The sequence below is a fragment of the Aeromonas sp. EERV15 genome, from assembly GCF_900079845.1.
GTDB lineage: Bacteria > Pseudomonadota > Gammaproteobacteria > Enterobacterales > Aeromonadaceae > Aeromonas > Aeromonas sobria.
Genome location: NZ_FKKY02000009.1, coordinates 1 through 12,445, shown reverse-complemented (window position 1 = coordinate 12,445; position 12,445 = coordinate 1). Strand labels below are relative to the sequence as shown.

Sequence of the window (12,445 nt, the reverse complement as noted above, 5' to 3'; positions counted from 1 at the left end):
AAAATGGCTGGGGTACTAGGATTCGAACCTAGGGATGGCGAGATCAAAACCCGCTGCCTTACCGCTTGGCGATACCCCAACAGTGCTCCTCAACAGTCATCTGACTGGTAAAGAACCTTAAAAATTGCTGCGGTACTAGGATACGAACCTAGGAATGTTAACGAGATCAAAACCTCTTACATTCACCACAGCTATCACCGACAAGGTCGATGAAATGCAATAATGGCTGGGGTACTAGGATTCGAACCTAGGGATGGCGAGATCAAAACCCGCTGCCTTACCGCTTGGCGATACCCCAACAGAAACAATTTAAATAATGGTGGCTATGACGGGATTCGAACCTGTGACCCTCGCATTATGAGTGCGATGCTCTAACCAACTGAGCTACATAGCCTTCTTGTGCTCGACCTGAGTCAAATACAAGCAAAAATGGCTGGGGTACTAGGATTCGAACCTAGGGATGGCGAGATCAAAACCCGCTGCCTTACCGCTTGGCGATACCCCAACAGTATTCCTCAACAGTCATTTGACTGGCAAAGAACTTTTAAAAATGGCTGGGTACTAGGAGTTGAACCTAGGCACGTTGACGAGATCAAAACCTCTCACGCTTACCACAACAAATCACCGACAAGGTCGATGACCAAAAATAATGGCTGGGGTACTAGGATTCGAACCTAGGGATGGCGAGATCAAAACCCGCTGCCTTACCGCTTGGCGATACCCCAACTGAACAATTAATGGTGGCTATGACGGGATTCGAACCTGTGACCCTCGCATTATGAGTGCGATGCTCTAACCAACTGAGCTACATAGCCAACCGTGCTTCCAGTGAGTCGTTGCCTCGTCACTGTGCGGGCCGAATTATGCGTATCTGGCTCTGGGGCGTCAACCATTTTTTTGTCAGAAAAACTGATTTTGGGTGCGTTTGGTGAGATATTGGTCTCTGTTGCGCAAAAGCCCAACAATATGATTTTTTTTAAGACATACCCCCGGCCGCGGCAAGGATTCCGGAGACAACATGGCCAGTAAATAGCGGCCTTCCCTCGCCAACGGGGCACCTCCTGTAACCATGGCCCGGTTTTTGGCAAAGCAGCTTCCAGGTTTTTTCTGTGTCGCGTTGCCCCGTGCTTTCAGCTGGGTGAAACAGCACGCCCGGCGAGCTTTACCGCTCAGCGGAGCCATTATCTCGCTCTCGCCCTAAAAGCCCCCTCAGGTCACAGGTTGGCCGGAGAAAGGCGCTTTTAGCCATTCAGCCACGGCAACGCAGTGGTGGCGTGTTTGGCAAGCCGTTGTCAGTGGCCCGCGCGGGTAGGGTTTACTTGTGCTCGCAGTTGGCCACCCACGCCCTCCATTGTTGTGGTTATGCACAAAGATGCGATTACTGCACGTCTCGTGTGGGGCTCTTTGCACGAAATAAACTCATGTGGTTTCATTAGAAAACTTCATTGATTGGTAATTTTAAAGTGTGATCAACCATTAAGTTCGTTAATAGCCAGTGGGATAGCATGGCCAACCTTGGAAGAGTGACATTTAATCTCAATGTGCGCCGCTGCTTTGTGTAGCAGGGTCATTGAGTGGGTATCACTATATATGGCCCAAGGTATCAGGAGTGGCGCCATACAACCTGTGACCCACAGGAGTGAGTATGGCCAAAGGTAGAGTGTTCGGCGGATGAACCGGCCGGCATGAAAGGGCTGGTGACGAGAGGGCAACCCCGAACGGCCACATGGCATGGTGAGACCCGGCAGCAGATCGATCCCGGCTACTATCGCCCGATAACAACGCATTGAAACCGGCTAGATGAATTTTATCTTTCATCGAACGGGGTAGTTGCATCCAAAAATGTCCAGTGTGCATGGCTGACGCGGTTATTACCCATTGAACGATCGCGTTATCAGTGCCGCTGGATGAATAAAAATAAACAGCAATAAAGGCAGGTTAGTATGCATCCATCTACAGCTCCGACCGGGTTATTACAACAACCCAAACCCTTCTTCATGATCTTTTTTGTCGAACTCTGGGAGCGCTTCGGTTATTACGGCGTGCAAGGGATCCTGGCGGTTTTCTTTGTCCAGCAGCTGGGTTTTTCTCAAGAGCAGTCATTTATTACCTTCGGCGCCTTCTCGGCGCTGGTATATGGCCTGATATCGGTTGGCGGCTATGTCGGGGACCATGTACTCGGGACCAAGCGCACTATGGTACTGGGGGCGCTGGTGCTGGTATTGGGTTACTTCATGACGGGCATGTCCATTTACCATCCAGACCTTATTTTCTACGCGCTGGGCACCATTGCGGTGGGTAATTGTCTGTTCAAGGCCAACCCGGCCAGCCTGCTGTCGAAATGTTATCCGCCAAAAGATCCCCGTCTGGATGGCGCGTTTACCCTGTTCTATATGTCGATCAATATTGGCTCGCTTATTTCCCTCTCACTGGCGCCGGTCATCGCTGACCATTATGGCTATACCGTGACCTATAACCTGTGCGGTGTCGGGCTGATCATTGCGTTGCTGGCCTTCTTTGCCTGCCGCCATATGGTCAAGGATATCGGCTCTGAACCGGATCATCTGCCGCTCAACTACAGCAAGCTGCTGCTGGTCTTGCTGGGTGCCGTTGGGCTGGTCTTCTTCTGTGCTTGGTTGATGCACCATATCGTGATTGCCAATATGGTGCTGATGACGGTGACCATAGTGGTGGTGGTGATTTTCTTTCGTGAGGCATTCAAGCTGGATCTGGTCGGCCGCAACAAAATGTATGTGGCGTTTGTGCTGATGCTGGAGGCGGTGCTGTTCTATGTGCTTTATGCCCAGATGCCAACCTCGTTGAATTTCTTTGCCATCAACAACATGCATCACGAGATGCTGGGGGTGAGCGTCAATCCCATCAGCTTCCAGGCGCTCAACCCCTTCTGGGTGGTGGTGGGTAGCCCGGTGCTGGCGCTGATCTATACCCGGATGGGCAGCCAGGGGAAGGATCTCACCATGCCGCTCAAATTTACCCTCGGGATGTTCTTCTGCTCGCTCGGCTTTTTGACCGCAGCCGCTTCCGGCTGGTGGTTTGCTGATGCCCAGGGGCTCACCTCTCCCTGGTTTATGGTGCTGATCTATCTGTTCCAGAGTCTGGGTGAGCTGATGATCAGCGCACTGGGTCTGGCCATGGTAGCTGCACTGGTACCGCAGCGGTTGATGGGCTTCATTCTCGGGATGTGGTTCCTGACCCAGGCGATGGCATCTTTGCTGGGGGGCTATGTGGCCACCTTTACCGCCGTGCCGGAAGGGATGAACGATCCTTTGTTGACCCTGCCTATCTATACCGATGTGTTTGGCAAGATTGGTCTGGCGACCCTGCTTATTGCGGTGGTGATGGGGCTGATGGTGCCCTGGCTCAACCGGATGATGAATGCGACCGGGCCGCAGGAAGAGGGGGTACTGGCGCCGCAATCACAGGCGTGACGGGAAGATAGTGACAATACCAAGGCAAGGGCTATGACCCTTGCCTTGGTTATTCCTGGCTCAGTTGTACTGCTCTTCCATCCAGGCTTCGACGATCAGTTGGGCTGACACTCCATCCACACTGCCTTTTTCCAGCGCGCGATAGCCGCCCCGTTCAAACAGTCGGGCACGGGCATCCGTGGTGGTGAGCCGCTCATCCTTGAACTCCACCTGCTTGCCAAAGCGGCCGTGCAGCCGGTTGCCGAACTTGCGAGCCCGCACCGTGATCTCCTGATCGGTGCCATCCATGTTCAGCGGCAGGCCGACCACCAGCAGGTCCGGTTGCCACTCCTTGAGCAGCTTGTCGATATCGTCCCAGTTAGGGATGCCGTCGTTGGCCTTGATGGCGCGCAGAGGCTGGGCGGTGCCGGTCAGCTCCTGACCGATGGCAACGCCAATGCTCTTGGTACCATAGTCAAAGCCCATGATGCTGCGTGATGACATGAAAAAATCCTCGAAAGGCAACGCAGGGGGCGTTGCCGGGTGTTAGCTATGGCCGATGTCGCTGGAGAGATGAACCGTGTTCACCCCTATGCTGGCGGCGGCTTGTTGCCAACGTGTGTGAATGGGGGTTTTGAATACCAAATCCGGATTGGGGGGGATCACCAGCCAGGCGCCATCGACCAGTTCCTGCTCCAGCTGACCGGCGCTCCAGCCCGCATAACCCAGTGCCACCAGCCAGTGGCGGGGAGCGGCGCTGGTACCCAGGGTCTCCAGTATATCTTTGGAGGTCGTCACCATCATCTCATCCCCCACCTGCAGGGTGGAGTTGAAGCCGGGGTGGAAGCTGTGCAGCACGAAGCCACGGTCGGCGTGAACCGGCCCCCCTTGCAGCACCTGCTGCTTGAGCTGCGGATTGCCGGGTACCGAAATCTTGAGCTGGGTCAGCATGGCTTCCAGCGACATCTCTACCGGAATGTTGACCACCAGCCCCATGGCACCCTCTTCGCTATGTTCGCACAGATAGACCAGTGAACGGGCGAAGTAGGGATCCGTCAGGCTTGGCATGGCAAGCAGGAAATGATTTTGCAGTGTTTGCATAGGCCAAATAGTGCAAAGGTCGTTGGCAAGTGAATAGGGCAATTATGGCAGTTCATCACTTTGGGCAAAACCGCTTTTTGTCGAGCATGTTTTGACAACTGACCAAAGGGGGCCGCAGAGACAACCATGGATGGTATCTCAATCAGACCGAAGTTGATCCGGGTTATGTCGTGCCGCGGTTGGCACTGCTGGCGTTGCTGGTGGGCGCAACCCAGGGGATGTCACGGCTGGTGGCTAGCATGAACGCTATGTATTAGTGGGCGTTGCGCCCCCTGCGCTTATGCCACGAAAAAACAGAGGCGGCCCAAGGGCCGCCTCTTGTTATGAGCCTTTAGCCGTTGCTGGCTCAGGCTTTCGCCAGCCGGCGCTCGATGGCGTCCATCAGCATGCCGGTGATATGCACGTCGAAGGCCGCTTCGATCTCGCGAATGCAGGTCGGGCTGGTGACGTTAATCTCGGTCAGCCGATCGCCGATGATATCGAGGCCGACGAAGATCAGGCCCTTCGCTTTCAGGGCAGGACCGACTGCACGGGCGATGGCCCAGTCCGCTTCGCTCAAGGGGCGCGCCTCACCACGGCCACCGGCCGCCAGATTGCCACGAGTTTCCCCTTGCGCCGGAATGCGCGCAAGGCAGTAGGGAACCGGCTCACCGTCCACTACCAGCACCCGCTTGTCGCCATCCTTGATGGCGGGCAGATAGGTCTGGGCCATGCAGTACTGGCTGCCATGTTCAGTCAGGGTTTCAATAATCACGCCGACGTTGGCGTCATCTTCCTTCATGCGGAAGATGGAGGCGCCGCCCATGCCGTCCAGCGGTTTGAGGATCACATCCTTGTGCTGGGCGTGGAAGGCGCGCAGCTTGTCGGCGCGGCGGGTCACCAGCGTGGTCGGGGTGTGCTCGGCAAACCAGGCAGTGTAGAGCTTCTCGTTGGCATCGCGCAGGCTTTGGGGCTTGTTGACGATGAGGCACCCCTCATCCTCGGCCCGCTCCAGCATGTAGGTGGCGTAGATAAATTCGGTGTCGAACGGCGGATCCTTGCGCATCAGGATCACATCGAGGTTGGAGAGGGGCTGATCCACCACCTCGCCCAGGCTGTACCAGTCGGCATAATCATATTTGACGGTCAGCGGGCGCATGGTGCCAAAGGCGCGACCGGCTTCCATATAGAGATCAGACATCTCCAGATAGAACAGCTCATAGCCGCGCTTTTGCGCCTCTTCGAGCATGGCAAAGCTGGAATCTTTCTTGATGTTGATGGCCGAGATGGGGTCCATCACGATGCCGAGTTTAATGGTCATCCGAATATCCTTCTTAATGGCTCGATTGGGTTGTAGGGTCGATTAGCGAAGCGTAATCGGCCGTTTGAGGCTGCCATCATTCGATGCCGCCACGCGGCTTATCGACGCTGCCCGCAGGTATTAAGCGAGATCGCCAAAGCGGCACTGCAGCGCAGTAATCGCAGTCAGGGCGGCGGTTTCGGTGCGCAGCACCCGCGGCCCCAGCAGCATCTCTTTGAAATCTTCCTGCACGGTACGGGCGATCTCGTCGCTCGACAATCCCCCTTCCGGGCCAATCAGCAGCCGTACCCCGTGCTCGGGAACGGGCAGGGTGTTGATGCTGTACTCGGCACGGGGGTGCAGGTTGAGCTTGAGCTCTTTGGTCTCTTCGGCCAGCCAGGCATCCAGCTCCATCGGCATGCGCACCTCGGGCACCACGTTGCGGCCGCACTGTTCGCAGGCACTGATCACCACTTTTTGCCACTGCTCGCGCTTTTTCTCCAGCCGATCGGCGGGCAGCTTGACACCGCAACGCTCGGAGAAGAGCGGGGTGATGCAGGTAACGCCCAGCTCCACCGATTTCTGGATGGTGAAGTCCATCTTGTCGCCACGGCTGATCACCTGACCCAGATGGATGGCGAAGGGGGACTCCACCGATTGGGCGTCGCAGCGGTCGATGGTCACTTCCACCGACTTTTTGCTGACGCTGGCGATGGTGGCGGGATATTGATTGCCATCGCCATTGAACAGCTCGAGCTGCTGGCCCGGCTGCATGCGCAGTACCCGGCCGATGTGGTTGGCGCCGTCTTCTGACAGGGCGATGGTCTGGCCAGCCTGCATGGCGGCCGCTTCATAGATACGTGGAATGCGCATGGCTAAGTGTCAGTCTCTGGTTCAAGAAGAGGGATTTTAAATCCCTTGTGCCCATAGGTGGGGTTATTGGCACTGCTTTTCAATAAAGGGATTGGTATTGCCTTGCAGCTTGCCGATGCGGCGGTTGCGCTCGCACTCCCAGCCGTCTGCCGGGTATTGTCTGTCCCAAGCTTCGAACAGTTTACGCTGTTGCGCAGCCAGACGCAGCCCATACTGCTGGCTCATATAGAGGTAGGCGCGGGCGATCTGGCCCCGCACCGGCCCCTTGGGCGGCTGCACTCGACGATCCTTGAAATCCACCAGCATCTGGCACTGGCCGTACTGATCCGGTTTGCCGTTCCAGTCAGAAAAACGGAAGTTGGCCCGATCGCCGTTCACTTCACCGATGGCGGGCACCAGATTGTGCATGTCCCCCTCCATCTGGTTGAATTCATCGCTCTTGCCGCAGTTTTTGCGACCGCCATCCTGCCAGCACTGCAACTGGTGGCCGAACTCCCAAGCGGGGACTATGTGTTCCCACTCGATGCGGGCGGCGCGCTTGGGCTGCTTGCGCGGCTCGTAACCGCAGCTGGCCAGATCCGGGCTCATCTTCTTGCCCTGATAGTTGATGTCACAACCGCAGTAGAAGGTGGTAACAGCGGGGTTGGTTTGATAGAGCTTGACCAGATCCTGTTTGGCGGAGCGAAAGGTCTGGGCATGGAGGGGAGCACTGAGCAGCGGCAAACCGGCCAACAGGGTCAGGGCGAACGATAGCAGGGGGCGAAACATGAAGATCCTTGGCAAGAAAATAGGTGGATGAAACGAGCCGCCCCTGGCGCGGGGGCGCGACACAAGTTGGCTTATCGGGTGACGGCTGGCTCTGGTCGTTCCTGCGCCAGCGGCTGTTTGCAACGACGGCAGTGATAGCGAGCCTCACCGCGCACCACCTTGTTATGGCGGCGGATCGACAGTTGATGTTGCTGGCAGTGACAGCGATAGGGCACGGTCGGCTGCGCCAGTACCGCCAGATCGAAGCTGTGGGTGGTTCTGGGCTCAAGGCCGAACACCTCCCGCATCACCGATTGCCACTGGGTGCCGTGGGGCAAGACCCGGTTTTTGCCGCGGCCGTCGCCCCACAGGGCATAGACCAGCAGATGGGCCACTTCGTGGGGCACCACCTCAGCCAGAAACGCCTGTTGATTGGCCTGATAGAGGGCGGGATTGAAGCGCAGCTCCCAGGTTTGCAGCCGTGCCGAACCCGCTGCCCGGCCCCGCATATTGCAGTAGATCCGCGGGCGGGCAAAGGTGCGGTCAAGGCGCGCCTCGGCCTGCACAAAGCAGGCTTCTACGCGTTGTTGCAGCAGGGATGCAAGCTGGACAGGAGTGGCGTTCATCAACATCTCGGCGGGTAACGGAAAAGCAAAAGGGGAGCCAGGCTCCCCTTTTATCACAACTGGCGACTGTTACAAGCCAGCAGCGGAGCGCAGCAGCTCGGCTTTGTCGGTCTGCTCCCACGGGAACTCTTCGCGACCGAAGTGACCGTAGGCGGCAGTGGCCTGGTAGATCGGACGCTTCAGATCCAGCATCTCGATCAGGCCATACGGACGCAGTTCGAAGTGCTCGCGCACCAGCTTGACCAGCAGATCCTCGGCGACCTTGGCAGTACCGAAAGTTTCGACGCTGATGGAGGTCGGCTCGGCCACGCCGATGGCGTAGGAGATCTGGATTTCACAACGATCGGCCAGACCGGCAGCAACGATGTTCTTGGCAACGTAGCGGGCAGCGTAAGCAGCGGAGCGGTCAACCTTGGACGGATCCTTACCGGAGAAGGCACCACCACCGTGACGTGCCATGCCGCCGTAGGTGTCGACGATGATCTTGCGACCGGTCAGACCGCAATCACCCATTGGGCCGCCGATAACGAAACGGCCGGTCGGGTTGATGAAGTATTTGGTGTCTTTGGTGACCCACTCTGCCGGCAGCACCGGCTTGATGATCTCTTCACGTACCGCTTCAACCAGATCTTTGTGGCTGATGGACTCGGCGTGCTGGGTAGAGAGCACCACCGCATCGACACCAATGATCTTGCCGGCGTCATCGTAGGCGAAGGTCAGCTGGCTCTTGGCATCCGGACGCAGCCACGGCAGGGTGCCGTTCTTGCGCACTTCAGCCTGACGCTTCACCAGCAGGTGAGAGTAGGTGATGGGGGCGGGCATCAGCACGTCGGTTTCGTTGGTGGCGTAGCCGAACATCAGGCCCTGGTCACCGGCGCCCTGCTCCAGCGGATCGCGGCGGTCAACACCCTGGTTGATGTCCGGGGACTGCTTGCCGATGGCGTTCAGCACGGCGCAAGAGTCAGCGTCGAAGCCCATGTCGGAGTGGGTGTAGCCGATTTCACGTACGGTATCACGCACGATCTCTTCGATATCAACCCAGGCAGAGGTGGTTACTTCACCGGCCACCATGACCATGCCGGTCTTGACCAGAGTCTCACAGGCAACACGGGCCTTGGTATCTTGCTTGAGGATGGCGTCCAGTACCGCATCGGAGATCTGGTCCGCAATCTTGTCTGGGTGGCCTTCGGAGACCGACTCGGAAGTAAACAGCTTTGCCATGATGGGAGTCTCAGCTTGTCTGGGTTATCGCCACAGCAATAACCGGGTGAATAGGATGGTGTAGAGGTATCTACATCTGGACGTCTATTTTAATTAGCGCCCCACCCGATTGCCAGCACTATTTTGTCGTGCAGCCGCGGCTGGGTTACTAATGGCTCCTTTCTATCCCCAAGGGGATGGAAATCAAACGTTTGCTGTTGTTCTCTTTGGCCTGCAGGGCCCAAGAAAAGCGATTGTCCTCCCAAAGCCACTTTATTCGTCCAGATAGTATTTGCACGCCGCGCCCCCTGCTGGGACAATAACGCGCCTTAATCTTGGCCATCAAATGAAGCAATCGCAGGAGATACAGATGCCTTCTCGTAAAGAGCTTGCCAATGCCATTCGCGCATTGAGTATGGATGCCGTTCAAAAAGCCAACTCCGGTCACCCGGGCGCCCCCATGGGAATGGCGGATATCGCCGAAGTGTTGTGGCGTAGCCACCTCAAGCATAACCCGAACAACCCCAAGTGGGCCGACCGCGACCGTTTCATCCTGTCTAACGGTCACGGCTCCATGCTGCTGTACTCCCTGCTGCATCTCTCCGGTTATGACCTCTCCATCGACGATCTGAAAAACTTCCGCCAACTGCACTCTCGCACCCCGGGTCACCCGGAGTACGGTTATGCGCCGGGCATCGAGACCACCACTGGCCCGTTGGGTCAGGGCATCACCAATGCTGTGGGTATGGCGATCGCCGAGAAGGCCATGGCTGAGCAGTTCAACCAGCCGGGTCACGACATCGTTGACCACTTCACCTACGCCTTTATGGGCGACGGCTGCCTGATGGAAGGCATCTCCCACGAAGCGTGCTCCCTGGCAGGTACCCTGCAACTGGGCAAGCTGATTGCATTCTGGGATGACAACGGTATCTCCATCGACGGTCACGTTGAAGGCTGGTTCACCGACAATACCCCCAAGCGTTTCGAAGCCTACGGCTGGCACGTGATCGCGGATGTTGACGGTCACAGCCCGGAAGCGCTCAATGCCGCCATCGAAGCCGCCAAGGCCGAGACCGGCAAGCCGACCCTGATCTGCTGCCGCACCATCATCGGTTACGGTTCACCGAACAAGTCCGGTTCTCACGATTGCCACGGCTCACCGCTGGGCAACGACGAGATCGCCGCGGCGCGCGCGTTCCTGAAGTGGGACCACGCCCCGTTCGTTATCCCGGCTGATATCGCTGCCGAGTGGAACGGTCAGGAAAAAGGCGCTGCGCTGGAAGCCGACTGGGATGCCAAGTTCGCCGCCTATGCTGCCGCTCACCCGACCCTGGCTGCCGAATTCAAGCGCCGTACCACTGGCGAGTTGCCAGCTAACTGGGCTGCCGAATCTGCCAAGATCATCGAAACCCTGCAAGCCAACCCGGCCAAGATCGCCACCCGTAAAGCGTCTCAAAACGCGCTGGAAGCGTTCGGCAAGCTGCTGCCGGAGTTCATGGGCGGTTCTGCCGACCTGGCTCCGTCCAACCTGACCATGTGGTCCGGTTCCAAGTCTCTGACTCCAGAGAGCGCAGCAGGCAACTACATCCATTACGGCGTGCGCGAGTTCGGCATGTCCGCCATCATGAACGGTATCGCTCTGCACGGTGGTTTCATCCCCTACGGTGCTACCTTCCTGATGTTTATGGAGTACGCCCGTAACGCCCTGCGCATGGCTGCGCTGATGAAGCAGCGTTCCATCTTCGTTTATACCCACGACTCCATCGGTCTGGGTGAAGATGGTCCGACTCACCAGCCGGTTGAGCAGATCGCTTCCCTGCGTCTGACCCCGAACATGAGCACCTGGCGTCCGTGTGACCAGGTTGAATCTGCGATTGCCTGGAAGCACGCCATCGAGCGTACCGACGGCCCGACCTCGCTGATCTTCTCTCGTCAGAACCTGGCCCAGATGGACCGTACCGCCCAGCAGCTGGCTGACACCGCCAAGGGTGGCTACGTGCTGAAGGATTGCGCCGGTACTCCTGAGCTGATCCTGATCGCCACCGGTTCCGAAGTAGAACTGGCTGTTGCCGCCTATGAGCAGCTGACTGCCAAGGGCCGTGCCGTGCGCGTGGTCTCCATGCCTGCGACCGACGTGTTCGACGCCCAGTCTGCCGAGTACAAAGCATCCGTGCTGCCGATGTCCGTCACCAAGCGTGTGGCCATCGAAGCAGGCATCGCTGACTACTGGTACAAGTACGTCGGTTTCGGCGGCAAGATCATCGGTATGACCACCTTCGGTGAGTCCGCACCGGCCGAGCTACTGTTCAAGGAATTCGGCTTTACCGTGGAAAATGTGGTTGCGACCGCAGAGTCCCTGTAATTCCAGAGTCTTTGCAAATAAAAACGCCTCCTTATGGAGGCGTTTTTACATTCTAAATAGAAATGGAAATATATAAATCAGTTTGTATGTTAATTATAGGGTATTAAATTAATAAAAAGTGGCATAGACTTGCTTATTGCTAGGAATATATAAGATATAAACAGTGAGTAATCTCTAATCCTGTAACCAACTTCTATCTTATTTCCTAGCTTGTGCAGTTCATTTTTTCTCTCTGGAAGTATTTCTGATAATGCTCTAACCTTTAGCTCTGACTCATCAGGATATAATATATCCCCATTCTCCTCATTGATTGCAATGCCGCCTTCAATGACATTTTTCTTGTATCCAGCTAAATGCTCTGAAAGGTCTAGGTATTTTCCATTTTTATTTAAATAAATGTTGTAAAGTGATATTGTTTTCAATCCACAAATAACTGATATTGAAAGCAAAGTTAACGCTAGTAAAATGACTGTGCTTTCATTGAAATAAAAATGCTCACTAACCTTGAAATCTTTAGCAAAATAAGAAAATGTCGCAGCTCCAATGCCTACTATAAAGTAGTCATACTTATTAGCTCCGTTGATGCTCTGTTTTATTAACTCTATGGAACGTTCAGACATAGATTTATAATCTCCCATCGATAATTAGGATCGTTAATATGCTGACAATTAGATGAATAATGCCATAAGCAGTGAGTATTTCCTAAATAACTGTTCCGAATAGTAGATCACTGGAGGAAGGGAACTCAGTCCAGTTTGTGCGATCTGATTAGTCGCCAAACAAAACAAGCCACACCCAAAGGACTGAGTTGATGCCTATCCTACCACCC

Annotated in this window: 10 protein-coding genes and 6 tRNA genes; 2 read left to right on the top strand and 14 right to left on the bottom strand. The window is 55.9% G+C overall.

Translation table 11 applies throughout. From position 1 onward, the window contains the following. Positions 1-4: 4 nt before the first annotated feature. The 6 genes from BN4575_RS09345 to BN4575_RS09320 all read right to left on the bottom strand — a co-directional run bounded on the left by BN4575_RS09345 (position 5) and on the right by BN4575_RS09320 (position 815). A tRNA-Gln gene (locus tag BN4575_RS09345) sits at positions 5-79 on the bottom strand. A gap of 144 nt (positions 80-223) precedes the next feature. After that, positions 224-298 (bottom strand) — tRNA-Gln (locus tag BN4575_RS09340). A gap of 19 nt (positions 299-317) precedes the next feature. Then, positions 318-394, bottom strand: a tRNA-Met gene (locus BN4575_RS09335). Positions 395-430: 36 nt separating this feature from the next. Then, positions 431-505: transfer RNA gene (locus BN4575_RS09330), tRNA-Gln, on the bottom strand. 145 nt (positions 506-650) lie between these two features. After that, positions 651-725: transfer RNA gene (locus BN4575_RS09325), tRNA-Gln, on the bottom strand. Between the two features lie 13 nt (positions 726-738). Next, positions 739-815 (bottom strand) — tRNA-Met (locus BN4575_RS09320). 1,128 nt (positions 816-1,943) lie between these two features. Here BN4575_RS09320 and dtpB point away from each other — a divergent pair. After that, positions 1,944-3,449, top strand: a complete 1,506-nt coding sequence (gene dtpB / locus BN4575_RS09315; protein WP_042020442.1) for a dipeptide/tripeptide permease DtpB — start codon at positions 1,944-1,946, stop codon at positions 3,447-3,449. Between the two features lie 60 nt (positions 3,450-3,509). On the opposite strand, the gene ruvX is transcribed toward dtpB, so the two are convergent. The 7 genes from ruvX to metK form a co-directional block, all read right to left on the bottom strand. Further along, positions 3,510-3,932, bottom strand: a complete 423-nt coding sequence (gene ruvX / locus BN4575_RS09310) for a Holliday junction resolvase RuvX (protein ID WP_042020444.1) — start codon at positions 3,930-3,932, stop codon at positions 3,510-3,512. 42 nt (positions 3,933-3,974) lie between these two features. Then, a complete protein-coding gene (locus BN4575_RS09305) occupies positions 3,975-4,529 on the bottom strand; it encodes a YqgE/AlgH family protein (RefSeq protein WP_068977981.1) in 555 nt (184 codons plus the stop codon). Positions 4,530-4,875: 346 nt separating this feature from the next. Further along, a complete protein-coding gene (gene gshB, locus BN4575_RS09300; RefSeq protein ID WP_068977980.1) occupies positions 4,876-5,829 on the bottom strand; it encodes a glutathione synthase in 954 nt (317 codons plus the stop codon). 120 nt (positions 5,830-5,949) lie between these two features. Next, entirely contained in the window at positions 5,950-6,681 is a 732-nt protein-coding gene (gene rsmE / locus BN4575_RS09295) for a 16S rRNA (uracil(1498)-N(3))-methyltransferase (RefSeq protein WP_068977979.1), read from the bottom strand. Positions 6,682-6,744: 63 nt separating this feature from the next. Continuing rightward, positions 6,745-7,449 (bottom strand): endonuclease, encoded by a 705-nt coding sequence (locus BN4575_RS09290; RefSeq protein ID WP_068977978.1) that lies wholly within the window; start codon positions 7,447-7,449, stop codon positions 6,745-6,747. 71 nt (positions 7,450-7,520) lie between these two features. Further along, on the bottom strand, positions 7,521-8,054 hold the full coding sequence (locus BN4575_RS09285) for a SprT family zinc-dependent metalloprotease (protein WP_068977977.1): 534 nt from the start codon (positions 8,052-8,054) through the stop codon (positions 7,521-7,523). A 69-nt stretch (positions 8,055-8,123) separates the two neighbouring features. Beyond that, positions 8,124-9,275, bottom strand: a complete 1,152-nt coding sequence (gene metK / locus BN4575_RS09280) for a methionine adenosyltransferase (protein ID WP_042020452.1) — start codon at positions 9,273-9,275, stop codon at positions 8,124-8,126. Positions 9,276-9,624: 349 nt separating this feature from the next. Between metK and tkt the strand changes: the two genes are divergently transcribed. Next, positions 9,625-11,616: a transketolase gene (gene tkt, locus BN4575_RS09275; protein WP_068977976.1), complete on the top strand. Its 1,992-nt coding sequence runs from the start codon at positions 9,625-9,627 to the stop codon at positions 11,614-11,616. 89 nt (positions 11,617-11,705) lie between these two features. Here tkt and BN4575_RS09270 read toward each other — a convergent pair whose 3' ends face one another. Continuing rightward, complete coding sequence (locus tag BN4575_RS09270; protein ID WP_068977975.1) at positions 11,706-12,236, bottom strand: hypothetical protein; 531 nt, start codon at positions 12,234-12,236, stop codon at positions 11,706-11,708. Positions 12,237-12,445: the final 209 nt, after the last annotated feature.

Excerpts from the sequence above, each read along its gene's own strand:
- dtpB (WP_042020442.1), top strand. The coding sequence starts at position 1,944 with ATGCATCCATCTACAGCTCCGACCGGGTTATTACAACAACCCAAACCC.
- ruvX (WP_042020444.1), bottom strand. The coding sequence starts at position 3,932 with ATGTCATCACGCAGCATCATGGGCTTTGACTATGGTACCAAGAGCATT.
- BN4575_RS09305 (WP_068977981.1), bottom strand. The coding sequence starts at position 4,529 with ATGCAAACACTGCAAAATCATTTCCTGCTTGCCATGCCAAGCCTGACG.
- gshB (WP_068977980.1), bottom strand. The coding sequence starts at position 5,829 with ATGACCATTAAACTCGGCATCGTGATGGACCCCATCTCGGCCATCAAC.
- rsmE (WP_068977979.1), bottom strand. The coding sequence starts at position 6,681 with ATGCGCATTCCACGTATCTATGAAGCGGCCGCCATGCAGGCTGGCCAG.
- BN4575_RS09290 (WP_068977978.1), bottom strand. The coding sequence starts at position 7,449 with ATGTTTCGCCCCCTGCTATCGTTCGCCCTGACCCTGTTGGCCGGTTTG.
- BN4575_RS09285 (WP_068977977.1), bottom strand. The coding sequence starts at position 8,054 with ATGAACGCCACTCCTGTCCAGCTTGCATCCCTGCTGCAACAACGCGTA.
- metK (WP_042020452.1), bottom strand. The coding sequence starts at position 9,275 with ATGGCAAAGCTGTTTACTTCCGAGTCGGTCTCCGAAGGCCACCCAGAC.
- tkt (WP_068977976.1), top strand. The coding sequence starts at position 9,625 with ATGCCTTCTCGTAAAGAGCTTGCCAATGCCATTCGCGCATTGAGTATG.
- BN4575_RS09270 (WP_068977975.1), bottom strand. The coding sequence starts at position 12,236 with ATGTCTGAACGTTCCATAGAGTTAATAAAACAGAGCATCAACGGAGCT.